At 66.6% G+C, this 16,462-nt stretch carries 12 protein-coding genes; 8 read left to right on the top strand and 4 right to left on the bottom strand.

The window, feature by feature from the left end; genetic code table 11:
- The first annotated feature begins 53 nt into the window (after positions 1-53).
- Positions 54-305, top strand: coding sequence for a type II toxin-antitoxin system HicA family toxin (locus tag C3F42_RS10555; RefSeq protein WP_094010357.1), 252 nt, complete (start codon positions 54-56; stop codon positions 303-305).
- Positions 302-634 carry a type II toxin-antitoxin system HicB family antitoxin gene (locus C3F42_RS10560; protein ID WP_023631076.1) on the top strand — a complete coding sequence of 111 codons (333 nt, stop codon included), beginning with the start codon at positions 302-304 and terminating at the stop codon, positions 632-634. Before C3F42_RS10555 ends, C3F42_RS10560 begins: the two co-directional genes overlap by 4 nt.
- Before the next feature lies 1 nt (position 635).
- On the opposite strand, the gene C3F42_RS10565 is transcribed toward C3F42_RS10560, so the two are convergent.
- From C3F42_RS10565 to C3F42_RS10575, 3 genes are all read right to left on the bottom strand, one after another.
- A complete protein-coding gene (locus tag C3F42_RS10565) occupies positions 636-1,742 on the bottom strand; it encodes an NADH:flavin oxidoreductase/NADH oxidase (RefSeq protein ID WP_094010137.1) in 1,107 nt (368 codons plus the stop codon).
- 79 nt (positions 1,743-1,821) lie between these two features.
- Positions 1,822-2,634 carry a type I methionyl aminopeptidase gene (map, locus tag C3F42_RS10570; RefSeq protein WP_094010138.1) on the bottom strand — a complete coding sequence of 271 codons (813 nt, stop codon included), beginning with the start codon at positions 2,632-2,634 and terminating at the stop codon, positions 1,822-1,824.
- Positions 2,631-2,834 (bottom strand): ParD-like family protein, encoded by a 204-nt coding sequence (locus C3F42_RS10575; RefSeq protein ID WP_023632596.1) that lies wholly within the window; start codon positions 2,832-2,834, stop codon positions 2,631-2,633. Before C3F42_RS10575 ends, map begins: the two co-directional genes overlap by 4 nt.
- Before the next feature lie 289 nt (positions 2,835-3,123).
- Between C3F42_RS10575 and C3F42_RS10580 the strand changes: the two genes are divergently transcribed.
- The 6 genes from C3F42_RS10580 (at position 3,124) to C3F42_RS10605 (ending at position 14,676) form a co-directional block, all read left to right on the top strand.
- Positions 3,124-7,101 carry a bifunctional nitrate reductase/sulfite reductase flavoprotein subunit alpha gene (locus C3F42_RS10580; protein ID WP_104444406.1) on the top strand — a complete coding sequence of 1,326 codons (3,978 nt, stop codon included), beginning with the start codon at positions 3,124-3,126 and terminating at the stop codon, positions 7,099-7,101.
- A gap of 273 nt (positions 7,102-7,374) precedes the next feature.
- Positions 7,375-9,927, top strand: coding sequence for a nitrite reductase large subunit NirB (gene nirB, locus C3F42_RS10585; RefSeq protein ID WP_094010140.1), 2,553 nt, complete (start codon positions 7,375-7,377; stop codon positions 9,925-9,927).
- Positions 9,927-10,289 carry a nitrite reductase small subunit NirD gene (gene nirD / locus C3F42_RS10590; RefSeq protein ID WP_094010141.1) on the top strand — a complete coding sequence of 121 codons (363 nt, stop codon included), beginning with the start codon at positions 9,927-9,929 and terminating at the stop codon, positions 10,287-10,289. Before nirB ends, nirD begins: the two co-directional genes overlap by 1 nt.
- Before the next feature lie 58 nt (positions 10,290-10,347).
- On the top strand, positions 10,348-11,280 hold the full coding sequence (pcaQ, locus tag C3F42_RS10595; RefSeq protein ID WP_038705547.1) for a pca operon transcription factor PcaQ: 933 nt from the start codon (positions 10,348-10,350) through the stop codon (positions 11,278-11,280).
- 61 nt (positions 11,281-11,341) lie between these two features.
- Positions 11,342-12,034, top strand: coding sequence for a DUF1266 domain-containing protein (locus tag C3F42_RS10600; protein ID WP_038705546.1), 693 nt, complete (start codon positions 11,342-11,344; stop codon positions 12,032-12,034).
- Positions 12,031-14,676 (top strand): DUF805 domain-containing protein, encoded by a 2,646-nt coding sequence (locus tag C3F42_RS10605; RefSeq protein WP_094010142.1) that lies wholly within the window; start codon positions 12,031-12,033, stop codon positions 14,674-14,676. Before C3F42_RS10600 ends, C3F42_RS10605 begins: the two co-directional genes overlap by 4 nt.
- Here C3F42_RS10605 and C3F42_RS10610 read toward each other — a convergent pair.
- Positions 14,670-16,376, bottom strand: a complete 1,707-nt coding sequence (locus tag C3F42_RS10610; protein WP_094010143.1) for a molecular chaperone HscC — start codon at positions 16,374-16,376, stop codon at positions 14,670-14,672. The two genes, C3F42_RS10605 and C3F42_RS10610, sit on opposite strands and share 7 nt — an antisense overlap.
- Between the last annotated feature and the right edge of the window lie 86 nt (positions 16,377-16,462).

Consider the following 16,462-nt stretch of genomic DNA (forward strand, 5'->3'; position numbering starts at 1 on the left):
ACCCTACCGCCGATCTATTGAGTTAAATGGCGCTGGTATCACAGACTGATACCATGAATAGTCAACGTGCGTTACTCGAACTTGTCTTCAACAAGCTCGTTCCCCGAACGCTGGACTGGTCGCGCCTGGAATCCCTGCTGGTCTCGCTCGGTGCCCGGGTTGTCGAGGGTAGAGGCTCGCGTGTGCGCTTCGAACTCAACGGTGAGGTTGCGACCTTTCATCGCCCTCACCCCGATCGGCACGCCAAACCCTATCAGGTGCGCGATGCCCGCCAGTTCCTGGAGCAGGCAGGAGTTACACCATGAATGTGATGAATTACCGCGGCTACTCGGCGCGCATTGAATACAGTGACGAAGACCAGTTGCTGATCGGCCATGTCGCCGGGATCCGCGACGTGATCGGCTTCCATGGCGAGTCGATCAGTGAATTGCGCCAGGCGTTCGAGGAAGCTGTCGACGACTACCTCGAAACCTGTCGGCGCCTGGGGCGTGAACCGCAGAAAACCTACTCCGGCAAACTCAGCCTGCGCCTGGAGCCTACTCTCCACGCCAGCGTGGCGGCCAAGGCCGAGCTGGCGCAGAAGAGCATCAACCAGTGGGTCAGCGACATCCTCAGCCAAGCCGCCTGCAGCTGAGTCAGTCGCGCAAGTCCGATTCGTGGATCGGGTTGGCCCGGCTTGTCGCGCGTTGGTATTGCGCCGGCCAGGTCGCCTTGTTGCCGCCCAGGTCGTCGTCGGCGTGCAATGGCCAGTAAGGGTCGCGCAACAGTTCGCGGGCAAGGAAGATCACATCGGCCTGGCCGGTACGCAGGATATGCTCGGCCTGGGCTGGCTCGGTGATCATGCCGACGGTGCCGGTGGCGATCTCCGACTCCTTGCGCACCCGCTCGGCGAAACGGGTCTGGTAGCCGGGGCCGGTGGGGATCTCTGCGTTGACCGAGGTCCCTCCCGACGACACGTCGATCAGATCGACACCCAGGGCGCGCAGCCGGCGGGCCAGCTCCACGGTCTCGTCCGGGTTCCAGCCATCCTCCACCCAGTCGGTGGCCGACACCCGCACCAACAGCGGCAGCTCCTGTGGCCAGGCCTGGCGCACCGCTTCGACAACCTGCAAGGTCAGGCGGATACGGTTTTCAAAGCAGCTGCCGTACTCGTCGCGGCGCTGGTTGCTCAGCGGCGAGAGGAACTGGTGCAGCAGGTAGCCGTGGGCGGCGTGGATCTCGACCACCTTGAAGCCGGCCTTCAAGGCCCGCTCGGTGGCGGCAACGAACGCGTCGACGACCTGCTGGATCTCGTCCTTGCTCAGTTCATGGGGGACGGTGTGCTCGGGGTCGAAGGCAATCCTGGAGGGCCCTACCGGCTGCCAGCCGCCGTCTTCGAGCTTGACGCTGCCGTGCTTGCCCAGCCACGGCCTGTGGGTGCTGGCCTTGCGTCCGGCGTGGGCCAGCTGGATGCCGGGAACAGCGCCCTGGGCGGTGATGAAGCGGGTGATGCGCTGCAACGCGGGGATCTGCTCGTCGCTCCACAGGCCGAGGTCTTCTGCTGTGATGCGTCCATCGGCGGTGACCGCGACCGCTTCACTGATCACCAGGCCGGCGCCACCGACAGCGCGGCTGCCCAGGTGAACCAGGTGCCAGTCATTGGCCAGGCCGTCGACGGCGGAGTACTGACACATGGGGGAAACGGCGATACGGTTGGGCAGGGTCAACTGACGCAGGGTGTAGGGTTCGAGCAGCAGGCTCATGGCGCACCTCCCAGGGACTCCAATGGTTGCCGGGCCGGCATTTGTAGTAGGGCGTGGGCCGGTACCGGTAGGTTTCAGCCTAGACCATGGCTCCGAGGGACGTTCGCCCATCGCCCTGCGCCACGCGTTCCTCCTCGCGCAAGGTCAGCACCTCGACGCCGCTCTGCGTCACCGCCACGGTGTGCTCCCATTGCGCCGACAGGCTCCGGTCACGGGTAATCACCGTCCAGCCATCGCGCAAACCGCGGGTCCCACGCCCTCCCTGGTTGATCATCGGCTCTATGGTGAACACCATTCCCGGTTGCAGCTTCATACCCGTGCCACGCTGGCCGTAGTGCAGCACCTCCGGCGCCTCGTGCATCTGCGTGCCGATGCCGTGCCCGCAATATTCGCGCACCACGCTGTAGCCGGCGGCCTCGGCGTGGGCCTGGATGGCGTGGCCGATGTCACCGAGGGTCGCGCCAGGGCGCACCTGCTCGATGCCTTTCCACAGCGCAGCATAGGTAGTGTCCACCAGCCGTCGGGCCTCTTCGCCGATCTGGCCGATGCTGTACATCTTCGACGAATCGGCGATATAGCCGCCCTGCTCCAGGGTGATGTCGACGTTGACGATCGAACCCTCCTTCAACACCTCATCGGCCTTGGGCATGCCATGGCAGACCACATGGTCCACCGATGTGTTCAGGGCAAAGGGAAAACCGTATTGGCCCTTGCTCGCCGGCCGCGCCTTGAGGGTCTGGACGATGAAGGCCTCGGCGCGGTCGTTGATCTGCATGGTGGTCACGCCGGGGCGGATGAAACCGTCGAGGTCGGCGAACACCCGGGCCAGCAACTGGCCGGCACGGCGCATCAATTCGAGCTGGGCGGGGTCCTTGAGGATGACCTTGCTCATTGCAGCAGCTCCTTGAGATTGGCCTGCTCCTGGCGCAGCAACTGGCGCAGCAGTTCCTGGTAGGTGGCCTGCGGGTGCAACTCGGCCAGCATGCCGATACGGATCCAGTGCTCGGCCTGGGCGTTGATCGAGCGCGACAGCGCGGCGCTGGCTACGCGCAGGTCTTCGTGGAGTTCGTCGGCGATCTTGACGATACCCATGTGCGGTTACCTATATATGAAACGTATGCGAATCATATAGCCATAGTTCGACCGATGCCATCCGCTGGTGCGCAGCTCCCCATATCGGTGCGCGTCCCACGCCGGGCGAGCCCACTCTCACAGCAACACCGCGCCCTGCATGAAATGGCCCGGGATTTGCTGTTTGCACGGCATCGAGGCCATCAACGCCGATGGTTCTCTCTCCACGACGAAGGCGCCGTGTTGCCCCGCTTGCCACTTGCAGGCCGGGCAGCCGGCGCCTTTGTCGTTTAGTCAGCAGGAGATCGTGATGAGCGGCAGTGAAGTGCGCAGTGTTTGCCCGTATTGCGGGGTCGGGTGCGGCATCGTCATGCACGTGAAGGGGGGCAAGGTGGTCAAGGTCAGCGGCGACAAGCAGCACCCCAGCAACTTCGGGCGCCTGTGCACCAAGGGGTTGACCGCCCATGTGCCGTTGGAGGTCGGGCGCATGGCCCACGCTTTCGTCCGTGACCAGCGCAGCCAGCAACCAGCCCGTCGCCCGCTGGAGACCGCCATCGCCGAGACGGCCAGGCGCCTGCGCACGATCATCGACACCCACGGCGCCGATGCCGTAGCCCTCTATGTCTCCGGGCAGATGTCGCTGGAGGCACAGTACCTGGCCAACAAACTGGCCAAGGGTTTCATCCGCACCCGCCATATCGAGTCCAACTCACGCCTGTGCATGGCCAGCGCCGGTAGCGGCTACAAGCAATCGCTTGGCGCCGACGGCCCGCCCGGCAGCTACCAGGATTTCGAGCGCGCCGAGGTGTTCCTGGTGATCGGCGCGAACATGGCCGACTGTCACCCGATCCTGTTCCTGCGCCTGCTCGACCGGCTCAAGGCCGGTGCCAGGTTGATCGTCGTCGACCCCCGGCGCAGCGCCACCGCCGACAAGGCCGACCTGTTCCTGCAACTGCGCCCGGGTACCGACCTGGCCCTGCTCAATGGCCTGCTGCACCTGCTGCACGCCAATGGCCATACCGACGCGGACTTCATCGCGCGCCACACCGAAGGCTGGGAGGTACTGCCGGCGTTTCTCGAGGACTACACCCCCGCACGCGTCGCGGCCATCACCGGGCTGGCCGAGGCCGATATCCACGAAGCCGCCCGCCTGATCGGCGCGGCGGGCGAATGGATGAGCTGCTGGACCATGGGCCTGAACCAGAGCATCCACGGCACCTGGCATAGCAATGCTCTGTGCAACCTGCACCTGGCCACCGGCGCCATCTGCCGACCCGGCAGCGGGCCGTTCTCGCTGACCGGCCAACCCAATGCCATGGGCGGCCGCGAGATGGGTTACATGGGACCGGGCCTACCGGGCCAGCGTTCGGCGCAGGTGGCGGCCGACCGCGCCTTCGTCGAAGCGCAATGGCAACTGCCCCCCGGCACCCTGCGCAGTGAAGGAGGCGAAGGCACCGTGGCGCTGTTCGAGCAACTCAAGCAGGGCAAGGTAAAAGCCTGTTGGATCATCTGCAGCAACCCGGTGGCCAGCGTCGCCAACCGCCAGCAGGTGATCGACGGCCTGCGCCAGGCACAACTGGTGATCAGCCAGGACGCCTTCCTCGACACCGAGACCAACCGCTACGCCGACATCCTGCTGCCGGCGGCACTGTGGGCCGAGAGCGAGGGGGTGATGATCAACAGCGAGCGTAACCTGACCTTGATGCCCCGCGCCGTCGAGGCGCCCGGCGAAAGCCTCGAGGACTGGCGCCTGATCGCGCGCGTCGCCTGTGCCATGGGTTATGCGCACGCCTTCGACTACCCCGACGCCGAAGCGGTGTTCGATGAGATCCGCCGCTTCCACAATCCGGACACCGGTTACGACCTGCGCGGCATCGACTATAGCGACCTGCGCCAGGGCCCGCGGCAGTGGCCAAGCGCGCCGGGGCGCAAGGACACTCGCAGCCCGCTGCGCTATGTCGCGCCAGACGCCCCACAGACGCCGGTGTTTCCGACGCACACCGGCAAGGCGCGGTTCTTCGCCCGCCCCTGGCTGCCGCCGGCGGAGCTGCCCGAAGATGCCTTCCCCTTCGTGCTCAACACCGGCCGCGTCCAGCACCAGTGGCACACGCTGACCAAGACCGGCCAGGTACCCAGCCTGAACAAGCTGGAGCCCGGCCCCTTCGTCGAGATCCATCCCGACGACGCCCGGCGCCTGGGCATCGCGCCAAAGGACCAGGTGGCGATCCGCTCGCGCCGTGGCCAGGCCGTACTGCCGGCGCGGCTCAGCGAGCGAGTGCTGCCGGGCAACTGTTTCGCTCCGTTTCACTGGAACGATCTGTACGGCGAGCAACTGGCAATCAACGCGGTGACCTGCGACGCGGTGGACCCAACCTCGCTGCAACCGGCCTTAAAGCATTGTGCCGTGGCCTTGGAAAGGGTCGCTGGCGAGCGCATCGATGTCCTCGAACTGACGCGTGCCTCGGAGCCCATCACCCTGCCCACCGCCACCCTGGCCCGGCTGCTCGGCCTGGAGTCGTTGCCGGCGCCAGTCCTGGCCGAGGACGAGCGCCATTACCTGCAAGGTTTCCTGCTCGGCCTGAGCCAGGCCCACAGCGATGGCGTGCCCTCCCTCCCGCCCAATGCGCCCCTGGCGCCGGGGCGACGCCTGTTCATCGACGGCCTGCTGGCTAGCCTGTACGCCCCGCCCACACCGGCATCCCAAGCAGCGCTCTTGAGCCCTCGCCACCACGTGCTGTGGGCCTCGCAGACCGGCAATAGCGAACAGCTCGCCGAACGCTGCGCCCAGCGCCTGCGCGACGCGGGGCTGGTGGTCGCGCTCAGTTGCATGGAGGCGGTGCGCCCATCCCAACTGCGAGGTGCCGCCAGCCTGCTGCTGATCGCCAGCACCTTCGGCGACGGCGATGCGCCGGACAGCGGCACCGCGTTCTGGCGGGCGCTGCTGGACGACGAAGGCGCCAGTTGCGCCACCCTCCCTTACGCCGTGCTGGCCTTGGGCGATTCAAGCTACGACCAGTTCTGCGGCTTCGGCCGCAAGCTCGACCAACGCCTGGCCGACCTGGGCGCCCAGCGCCTGCTGGATCGGGTCGACTGCGAGCCGGATTGCGAGGCGGCCTTCGGCGCTTGGCTCGATGCCCTGTTGTCCGAGCTTGGCGGTGCCCCGGCGACCACCGCCGCCGCGCCAGTCACCGTCCGCGGCAAACAGCAGCCCTGGCCTGCCACCTTGCGGGAAAACCGCCTGCTCAGCGGCCCGGGTTCAACCAAGGAGACTCGCCAACTGGTCTTCGACCTGTCCGGTAGCGACCTGCGCTATCAACCTGGCGATGCCCTGGGCGTATGGCCGCGCAATTGCCCGGATCTGGTCGACGAGCTGCTCACGCTGATGCAGCTGGAAGGCCAAACCGAGATCGAACTCGAGGGCCATGCCCCAATGCCCCTGCGAACCGCGCTGGAGCGGCACCTGGACATCACCCAGGTCAGCCGCCAGCAGCTCGAAACCTTCAGCCAGCACGCTCCCGACCTGCAACGCCTGCTGCTGCCAGAGTGCAAGGACGAACTCAAGGAATGGTTGTGGGGCCGCCAGCTGGCCGACGTGCTGCGCGAACACCCCCAGGCCTTGCCGCTGGGCAACTGGTTGTCGCTGCTCAAACCCTTGCAGCCGCGCCTGTACTCGATCAGCTCCAGCCCCCGGGCTCATCCCGGCCAGGTGCACCTGACCGTGTCCATCGTGCGCCATGGCGAGCGCAAGGGCGTCTGTTCGAGCTTCCTCGCGGACCGGGCAGCGGCGCTGGAGGTGGGGATATTTGCCCAGCCATCGAAGCACTTCCGCCTGCCCGAGGACGACGGGGTGCCCATCGTCATGATCGGCCCTGGTACCGGTATCGCCCCCTTCCGCGCCTTCCTTGAAGAGCGCGAGGTACGTGGGGCCAAGGGGCGCAACTGGCTGTTCTTCGGTGAGCAGCATGCCGCCTGCGACTTCTATTACCGCGAACAAATGCAGGCCTGGGAGGCCAGCGGGCATGTGCGTCTGAGCACCGCGTTCTCGCGTGACCAGCCGCAAAAGGTCTATGTGCAGCACCGCCTGCTGGAGCACGGCGCCGAGCTGTGGCGCTGGTTGCAGGACGGCGCGCATGTGTATGTCTGTGGCGATGCCCGGTTTATGGCCCGGGACGTGGACGCGGCCTTGCGCCAGCTCGTGGCGGAACATGGTGGCCTGGACAAGACCATGGCAGCGGCGTACGTCGAGGGGTTGGCGCGGGACAAGCGCTACCGGCGAGATGTGTATTGATGCACCACGGTGGTGAGGCTGCACCCTGTTTGTGCGACCGCATCACATGGCCAACTCATGCCCAAAGGTCTCGTGGCACGCTGCAACCCTCTTGGGAGCGGGCTTGCCCCGCGATGACCGGGAGCCTGGCACATTCCCTGCTTCAACCGATGCACAACAGCCCCAACGACCAACGGCGGTCGACAGGGGCCTCACACTGATGAGTACAGGCAAAGGCGCCTGGAGCTTCGGCTCCAGGCGCCTTTTTCGTTTTTCCGTGATCGAGGATCGGCTATGCAGGCAACAGCGAACGAAGCACAACGAGCGCGACTGGTCATCGTCGGCAACGGCATGGTCGGCCATCACTGCGTCGAGCAACTGATCGAGCGCGGCGCCTTGGCGCGCTTCGAACTGCACGTATTCGCCGAGGAGCGTCAGCGCGCCTATGACCGGGTGCACCTCTCGGAATATTTCACCGGCAGTTGCGCCGAAACCCTGGCCCTGTGCGACCGCGACTACTATGCGAGTAACGGCGTGCACCTGCACCTGGGCGAGGCGGTACTGGACATCGATCGCGAACGCCAGGAAGTGATCACCGCCGAAGGCCGCCTCGGCTACGACCAGTTGATCCTGGCCACCGGTTCCTACCCGTTCGTGCCGCCCATCGAAGGGTCCAGCGGCAATGCGCGCCTGGTCTATCGCACCCTTGAAGACCTCGATGCGATCCGAGCCGCCGCCGGCAGCGCCCGCCGTGGGGTGGTGGTCGGCGGCGGCCTGCTCGGCCTCGAAGCCGCCAACGCCCTCAAGTCGCTAGGCCTGCAAGCGCATGTGGTGGAGTTCGCACCGCGCCTGATGCCGGTCCAACTGGATGGCGAGGGCGGCGCGGCGCTCAAGGCGCGCATCGAGGCGCTGGGCGTGGGCGTGCACCTGGCCCGCGCCACCCAGTCGATCAGCGCTGGCGAACACTACCGCTACCGCATGAACTTCGATGGCGGCGAACACCTGGAAACCGACCTGATCGTGTTTTCCGCCGGCATTCGCCCGCAGGATGCCCTGGGCCGCGCCTGCGGCCTGGAGATCGCCCCTCGCGGCGGCGTGGTGATCGACAGTCAGTGCCGCTCCAGCGACCCACGCATCTTCGCCATTGGCGAATGCGCTTCGTGGAACGGCAGTGTGTTCGGCCTGGTCGCTCCGGGATACGCCATGGCGCGTAACCTGGCTGCCCTGGTGATGGGCGAGTCGGCGGGCGAATTCAGCGGCGCCGACATGTCGACCAAGCTCAAGCTGCTGGGTGTGGACGTCGGCTCCATCGGCGATGCCCAGGGCGTCACGCCGGGCGCGCGCAGCTACCGCTTCATCGACGAGGCCAGCGCCTCATACCGGCGCCTGGTGGTCGATGCCAACGGCAAGCGTGTGCTTGGCGCGGTACTGGTGGGTGACAACAGCTACTACGACACCCTGCTGCAATACGCCCAGAACGGCATCAAGCTACCGGCCGACCCGGCCGCGCTGATTCTGCCCCAGGGCAGCGGCGCACCGGCGCTAGGCGCCGATGCCTTGCCCGACAGCGCGACCATCTGCTCGTGCCACAACGTCAGCAAAGGCGCGGTGTGCGCCGCCATCGACGGTGGCTGCAGCGACCTCGCCAGCGTCAAATCCTGCACCAGGGCGGCCAGCGGTTGCGGCGGTTGCGCGGCGCTGCTCAAGCAAGTGTTCGAGCACGAACTGACCGCCCGCGGCGTGACCGTCGACAAGAGCCTTTGCGAACACTTTGCCTACACCCGTCAGGAGCTCTACGGGCTGGTGCGGGTGGAGGGTATCCGCACTTTCAGCGAGCTGCTCGAACGCCATGGCAAAGGCCACGTGGGGTGCGCCATCTGCAAGCCGGCGGTGGGCAACATCCTCGCCTCGTGCTGGAACCAGCCGATCATGGACCCGGCGCTGGTGCCGCTGCAGGACACCAACGACACCTTCATGGCCAACATGCAGAAGAACGGCAGCTACTCGGTGGTGCCGCGCATTCCCGGCGGCGAGATCACCCCGGAAAAACTCATCGTGATCGGCCAGGTGGCAAAGAAGTACGACCTCTATACCAAGATCACCGGCGGCCAGCGCATCGACCTGTTCGGTGCCCAGTTGCACGAGCTGCCGCTGATCTGGGGCGAGCTGATCGCCGCCGGCTTCGAGACCGGGCACGCCTACGGCAAGTCGACACGGACGGTGAAATCCTGCGTCGGCAGCACCTGGTGCCGCTATGGCGTGCAGGACAGCGTGGCCATGGCCTTGCGCCTGGAGGACCGCTACAAGGGCCTGCGCGCGCCGCACAAGCTCAAGTTCGCGGTGTCTGGCTGCACCCGCGAATGCGCCGAGGCGCAAAGCAAGGACATCGGCGTGATTGCCACCGACAAGGGCTGGAACCTGTACGTGTGCGGCAACGGCGGCATGCGCCCGCGCCACGCCGAACTGTTCGCCACCGACCTGGACGACGAGACCCTGGTACGCCTGATCGACCGTGTGCTGATGTTCTACATCCGCACCGCCGACAAACTGCAGCGCACCTCGGTGTGGCGCGAGGGCCTCGAAGGCGGGCTCGACTACCTCAAGCAGGTGGTGATCGACGACAGCCTGGGCCTGGCCCGCGAACTCGAGACGCAGATGCAGCAGGTGGTCGACCGCTACGAATGCGAATGGGCCAACGCATTGGGCGACCCGGAAAAGCTCAAGCGCTTCCGCACCTTCGTCAATGACCAACGCGCCGATCCGGATGTGCACTTCGTGCGCGAGCGCGGCCAACGCCGGCCGGCGGCGCCCCTGCAGCTGATTCCCACCCATGAGGAGACAATGTGATGAACCTGTCCAACACGGCTGTAGCAAGTGAAACCCGCTGGCAGGCGGTGTGCCAGGCCAGTGACCTGGTCGCCGACTCCGGGGTGGTAGTGTGGCATGCAGGCGAGCAGGTCGCGCTGTTCTACCTGCCGGGGCGGGATCGACAGGTCTACGCGCTGGAAAACCGTGATCCGCGCTCCGGCGCCAATATCATCGGGCGCGGGCTGGTGGCCAGTCTGCAGGGCGAACTGGTAGTCGCGGCGCCGCTCTACAAGCAGCATTTTTGCCTGCACGACGGGCGCTGCCTGGAGGACCCGACACAGGCCTTGCGGGTGTGGACGGTGCGCCTGCGCGGCGGCGAAGTCGAACTGGCCCGTAGCTGATGCTCGAACGGAGCAACCAGACGTTGCAGGTCTGGCCCGCGCGGATACACTGCCGGGCATGAACCTCGATACCCGCATCAAGTTCCGCCACCTGCTGTGCTTCCTGGAGATTGCCCGACAGGGCAGCCTGGCCAGGGCCGCCGACGTGCTGGCGATCAGCCAGCCAGCGATCTCCAAGACCCTCAAGGAGCTGGAGGATCTGCTGGAAGCTCGCCTGTTCGAGCGCAGCCACCAAGGCGCCGCCTTGACCCCGGCCGGTACCCGTTTCATGCGCTATGCCGGCCCCAGCGTGCAGGCGCTGCGTGACGGGGTCGGCAGTTTGCGCGGTGAGGCTCGGGCGCCGTCGCAGGTGCGTATTGGCGTGCTGTCGACAGTCGAAGGGCTGCTGATGCCCGAGGTGCTGTGCCGCCTGCACCAGCAGCACGAGGCATTGGTCATCAGCGTGGTGACCGGGGCCAGCGCCCAGCTGCTTGGGCAGTTGCACCTTGGCGAGCTGGAACTGGTGATCGGTCGCATGACCGACAGCCCGCAGATCCAGGGGCTGTCGTTCGAGCATTTGTACAGCGAGTCGATGACCCTGGTGGTGCGACCCGGGCATCCACTGCTGGCGGCCCAGCCTATTGACCACAGGCAGGTCGGTACCTATCCATTGGTGCTGCCACCGCCCGGCACGACCATTCGCCAGCACGCCGACAGCTTGTTCGTGCAATGCGCCATCCCGCTGCCGGCACAACGCCTGGAAACCCTGTCGCTAGCCTTGAGCAGGCGCTACGTGCTGGGCAGCGAGGCGGTCTGGGTGGCCCCGCGCGACGCCGTGCTGATCGACCTCGGGCGGGGCGAACTTGCCGAACTCGACCTGGGCGTGCGCGAACCGGGCGGCTCGGTGGGGATCTGCCGCAATGCCGCCCTGGCACAGAGCCTGCCGGCGCAGTGGGTGTGCGAGGTGCTCCGGGAGGTGGCCGAAGCCTATCGACTCGGCGTATACCCCTGAAAACCGGCCCGCGGTTTCCTATACAATCCACGCCAGTTCCCAGCGCCTCCAGGACCCCTTCATGGACGAAACCGCGCAGCACTGGCTGCATGCCCTCTCCGCCCCCATGGCCGCCCTCAACGGCGCCAGCTACACCGCCCCCGATTACTTCGAAGGCGAAGACCAGACCGATCTGGAACGCTGGTGGGGGATCAGCGACCGTGCCCAGTTGCTGGATATGCTGAACATGGCCGACAACGGCCACGCCACCGAAATGAGCGAAGCCTACTGGCAGTACCAGCGCTGCCTGCCCAGCCAGTGGCAGGCCCTGCTCGACACCCTGCCCCCACGCGAACGCATCCGCCACGAATATGCCGCACGCACCTTCCCCGACTGCGGCCCGGGCGGCACCCGCGCCTGGGACCTGGGGCGCATGAGCTTCCTGCTGCGCGCCGGGGTCAAGAAAGGCCTGATCGATCGCGACGAAAGCCTCTACCTGCACTACCGCCTGGCGCTGCGCGCCCGCCACTACTACAACCGCTGGGATTGCTACCTGGCCGGCTACCTGTTCGGCAAGGCGCTGTGGAATGTCAGCGACAGCAGCGACGAGACCCTGGCCGCCGATCTCGAGCGCCAGGGCAGCGAACACTGGAACCGCTGCATCCTGCTTAACCTGCGTCTCGGCGCCCATGAGCTGCTGGCCGGGCTGCCCTGGGACATGGACCTGCCGGAACCTGCGCGCCCCGCCACCCTGGAAGAGGACTGCTGGTCATGAGTTGCTGGATTCGCCTGGGGATCGAACCGACCCAGGACCTGGACGCCATCCGCCTGGCCTACCGCGGCCGCCTGCCCGCGCACCATCCGGAAACCGACCCGGAAGGTTTCCAGGCCCTGCGTGCGGCATACGAGGAAGCGCTGCGCCTGGCCCGCGAGCAGGAAACCCAGGAGGCCGAGCCAAGGGTCGCCGAGGACACTCCCCATCCGGCGCTGCAGCACTTCCATCGCCTGCTCGAGGAGCCGTCCCTGCGCTTCGACCCACAAGCCTGGCAGGGCTACATCGCCGAGCTGGACGAACTGCCACTGGACGAACTGGACGACCTCGGCTGGCAGCTGCTGCACACACTGCGCGACTGCGGGCCGCTGTCCCATCACTGCGCGGGTCTGCTGGCCCGGCGCCTGGGCTGGGCCGAGCAGTTGCTGCGCCTGGACAACCCCCACGAAGTGGAAGCCTTCCTCGACCGTCTCGCGCAGCCGGATCCCTTCGATACCGCCTGCATGCGCGACTGGCCAGCCCCGGCGCAAATGGAGAGCCTGTGGTATTTCCGCAGCCTCGAATACTGCTACCAGCACCGTCCATTGTTCGAGTACGAGCAGTTCGCCAGCGTGCATACCTGCCTGGCGATCCCGGACGACCCGGCACTGGTACAGCGCCTGCTGGTGCAGTTCAGCCAGGCCGGCATCGCCAGCCGGACCTTCCACGGCATGCTCCAGGCACAACAGGCGCAAACCCCGGACGATGCCGACCTGCTCTACCTGCTGGCCCGCCAGGCCGATGCCCTGGGGGCCGAGCAACAAGCCCTGGACTGCTGGTTGCGGCTGTACCGCCAACACCAGCATCCACAGGCCGAGCGCTGGCTGATCGACCTCTGTGCCCGCCATCAGCCCCAGCGCCTGCCCCTGCTGATCCAGGCCTTCGACCGCCTGCACACGCCAGCCGGCTGGCCCCAAGACCTTGGCGACCCGGCCCAGGCATGGGGCAGCCCGGGGCAGTCAGCGCAGACCTTGGCGCGCTGGTCCGAAGCCTCGCGCCTGGGGCTGGACGGCATCGCCAGCACCTTCGTCGACTGGCATCTGGACGGTGACGACGAACTGCCCCTGCTGGCCTGGCTGCTGCAGGAGCAGCCGGAGCAGAACCTGCACCGCCTGTATTGGCATGCCTGGGCCCTGCAGCGCGGCGAGGCCGGTTTGCTGCGCCTGGTCCTTGCCCAGCCACCGGCCGAGGACGCCCTCGACGCGCTGATCCTCGAGGGCTTCCAGCGCCAGGCAAGCCAGCAGTTGCATTGGCTCGATCAGGCTCCTGTGGTCCAGGCGCTGACGCAGCTCTGCGCCAGCGATGATCCGGCGGTTACCTTGCCCGAGGCCCTGACCGAAGATGCCATTCGCCCGGTCTGCCGTGAATGGCTGCGGCGCATGCGGGTCTATCCGGCCCATGCCCTGCACACGCTCAACCGTCAGTTCGACATGCGCCGCCTGTTCACCACGCCATTCGCCCTGCAACTGCAGGACCGCCTGGCCGAAGCCGGGGTCCTGTTGCCGCCGATGCCCGAAGGGGAGGCACTGTGGCAGTGGCACCGCCAGCAGCTGTTCATGCTGGCGCTGCTGGAGCAACCTTCACGTTGGCTGGCACTGATCGACCCGGCCTTGCCCGCGCAGCTGCACTACCCGGCCGAGCATCCGTTCGCTCCGACACACGCCCTGCTCGGTCAACTGCTGACCAGCCCCGAAGGCGCCAGTGGGCTGCTCGGCAGCCTGGATATCCGCGACCCGGTACAAGCGCTGATCTCGGCACGCCTGCTGACCTTGCAACAGGTGCTCAACAGCACGCGCCTGCCCAACGCCGCGCAACTGCTGGCTTGCCTGGACAACGACGACGGCGGGCTGCGTACCGATTACGCACTGGGCTACCTGCTGTTCTGCGCAGTGCTGCACCACGATCCGTCGCTGGACGAACCACAACGCTGCGCGTTGCGCGACCGCATGCAGGCGCTGGACCTGCAAGACGACTGGTTCGAAGCGCTACGCCGGGGGCTGCTGGACGGCCAGGCCAAACACCCGCCGGCTGCCGCGATACGCGCGCAAGGCCTCGACAGCCGCACGGTCGACGAGGTACTGGATGCGCTGAACAGCCTGCTGAACACTTGCACCCCACCCAAGACCCGGGTGCTGCGCGCCCTGCAAAAGGTCAAGGACGACCCGGAACAGGACCCCGGCCTGCGCTGCGCGATCATGGCTGTGCTGTCATGGAGCGAACGCCTGCTGCTGGACATGATCAAGGAACCGCCGGCACCGATGTGGGCGTTCTGGAAGCTCAAGAGTCGACTGAACCGCACGGGCCTAGCCGTGCACGTGGCAATCATCGCCTTGGGCGCCAGCCTGATGCTGCATATCCCGGCGATGTTGGTGGCGATCAGCATCCTGTCGATCAGCGGCTTCCTGCGCCGCCTGCGCGACCTCGGCCACGGCGTGCCGGCACTGCTGCTGGTAATGGTGCTGACCCGTGTGTTGCCGTTCTCGTCACTGGTGCTGCTGGGCCTGCCCGGCGACAAGCTGCCAAACCGTTACGGCCCGGTACCGGGCAAAGGGCAGCCGCTGGAGGGCGGCCTGCAGGCCACCCTGCGCCGGCTCAACGCTCAGTAACGCAGCTCGTCGAGCGCCTGGCTCAATGCCTGGCGCTCACGGCTGATCTCGCTGGCCTGCTGCCCGGCCAGCACGGCATTGAAGGCGTCCAGCCAGTTGCCGATCAGCTCGCGCTCGTCGCCCAGGCTCTGCATCCAGGCTCGCTCCAGGCGGGCCAGCAAGGTGCGGTTGGGCAGCGTGTCACGTGGGTGGATCTTCAATTTTGCCAGGCGCTCCTCACTGGCCTGGCGTGCCTGCGCATCCAGCCCGGTGGGGCTGCGGTCGATACTGTGGCTATGCTTCTGGCCGCTCTCGAGGAAGGTCACGTCCACTTCCAGCAGGCCGTTGATGTCGTAGCTGAAGCGCACGTCCAGCGACTGGATCTCGCCGGTCGACTGCAACGGAATCTCGAAACTGTCCACCAGGATGTTGTCCCGCACCCATGGCCGCTCGCCCTGGTACACGGCGATGCGCACGAACTTCTGTTCCGGGTGGCTGCTGTAGAAACGCTGCACCTTGGACGTGGGGATGATCGTGTTGCGCTCGATGATCGGCGAGAAGGCGCCGGTGACATCTTCGCCCCGGGACGAGGCCACGCCGAGGGTATAGGGACAGACATCGGTCAGGATCAGTTCGTCGATGGCCTCGTCGCGGGCCTTGCACGCCGCCTGGCTGGCGGCGCCGAGGGCGACGATGGTATCCGGGTCCAGGTGCCGGTACGGCAGGCGGCCAAACAGCTTGGCCACCAGTTGCTGCACCTGCGGCATGCGCGTGGCGCCGCCGACCAGCACCAGGCTGTCCAGCTCCCGCGGGCTCAAGCGGGCATCGCGCAGGGCCTGTTCGATGGGGGTGCGCACCCGTGCCAGCAAGGGTGCCCAGATCGCCTGCAGCTTCTGCTCGTCCAACTGCCACTCGCGGGGCTGGCCATCCATGCTCCAGGCAAAGGTGCGACTGCCCTCGCCCACCTCGCACTTGAGCTGCTCGATGGCGTCGTGCAGGCTGGCCAGGGCCTGGGGTTCCAGGTCCTCGGCCTTGAGGTTCCAGTCACGCAGGCAGGCCTGCAGCAGCGCCTCGGTGAAATCCTCGCCGCCCAGGTAGTTGTCGCCGGTAGAGGCATGCACCTCGATCAACGGCAGGGCGTACTCCAGTACCGTGACGTCGAAGGTGCCACCACCCAGGTCAAACACCAGGGTGCGCTCGAACTTCTGCTCATGCAGGCCGTAGGCCATCGCGGCGGCGGTGGGTTCGTTGATCAGCCGCTGGACCTTGAGCCCGGCCAGTTCGGCCGCGAACACCGTGCGTTTGCGCTGCTCGTCGCTGAAATAGGCCGGCACCGAGATCACCGCCTCGCTCACCGGGCAGCCCAGATAGGCCTCGGCGTCCTGCTTGAGCGAACCCAGTACCAGCGCTGACAGTTCTTCAGGGGTGAAGCGGTGTTCGCCCAGGGCGTAACGCTTGTCGCTGCCCATGAAGCGCTTGAACGCCGCGGCGCTGCGTTGCGGGTGGGTAGTCAGGCGTGCTCTGGCGGCCTGGCCGACGAGGATGCTGCCATCGTCATCGACGCTGACCACTGACGGCGTCAGCACCTCACCCAGGGCATTGGCGATCAGCCGCGCTTCGCCATCCTGCCAGACGGCGATCAGGCTGTTGGTGGTACCCAGGTCGATTCCCAGCAAGGGAGTGGCGTGTGTCGGAGCGGTAGAGAGGCTGGCATCCTGCATGGTCGGTCTCTTGCTTGCGGTAGGAACCGGCGCAAGGCCTGCTGGCCACTTGCGGCGGACAGGGGGATTCTGACGCAACGCCAGAA

It is taken from the genome of Pseudomonas sp. PONIH3, assembly GCF_002934345.1.
GTDB lineage: Bacteria > Pseudomonadota > Gammaproteobacteria > Pseudomonadales > Pseudomonadaceae > Aquipseudomonas > Aquipseudomonas soli.

What these genes read in the sequence shown, in the direction of transcription:
- C3F42_RS10555 (WP_094010357.1), top strand. Translation starts at nt 54, where the DNA reads ATGAATAGTCAACGTGCGTTACTCGAACTTGTCTTCAACAAGCTCGTT.
- C3F42_RS10560 (WP_023631076.1), top strand. Translation starts at nt 302, where the DNA reads ATGAATGTGATGAATTACCGCGGCTACTCGGCGCGCATTGAATACAGT.
- C3F42_RS10565 (WP_094010137.1), bottom strand. Translation starts at nt 1,742, where the DNA reads ATGAGCCTGCTGCTCGAACCCTACACCCTGCGTCAGTTGACCCTGCCC.
- map (WP_094010138.1), bottom strand. Translation starts at nt 2,634, where the DNA reads ATGAGCAAGGTCATCCTCAAGGACCCCGCCCAGCTCGAATTGATGCGC.
- C3F42_RS10575 (WP_023632596.1), bottom strand. Translation starts at nt 2,834, where the DNA reads ATGGGTATCGTCAAGATCGCCGACGAACTCCACGAAGACCTGCGCGTA.
- C3F42_RS10580 (WP_104444406.1), top strand. Translation starts at nt 3,124, where the DNA reads ATGAGCGGCAGTGAAGTGCGCAGTGTTTGCCCGTATTGCGGGGTCGGG.
- nirB (WP_094010140.1), top strand. Translation starts at nt 7,375, where the DNA reads ATGCAGGCAACAGCGAACGAAGCACAACGAGCGCGACTGGTCATCGTC.
- nirD (WP_094010141.1), top strand. Translation starts at nt 9,927, where the DNA reads ATGAACCTGTCCAACACGGCTGTAGCAAGTGAAACCCGCTGGCAGGCG.
- pcaQ (WP_038705547.1), top strand. Translation starts at nt 10,348, where the DNA reads ATGAACCTCGATACCCGCATCAAGTTCCGCCACCTGCTGTGCTTCCTG.
- C3F42_RS10600 (WP_038705546.1), top strand. Translation starts at nt 11,342, where the DNA reads ATGGACGAAACCGCGCAGCACTGGCTGCATGCCCTCTCCGCCCCCATG.
- C3F42_RS10605 (WP_094010142.1), top strand. Translation starts at nt 12,031, where the DNA reads ATGAGTTGCTGGATTCGCCTGGGGATCGAACCGACCCAGGACCTGGAC.
- C3F42_RS10610 (WP_094010143.1), bottom strand. Translation starts at nt 16,376, where the DNA reads ATGCAGGATGCCAGCCTCTCTACCGCTCCGACACACGCCACTCCCTTG.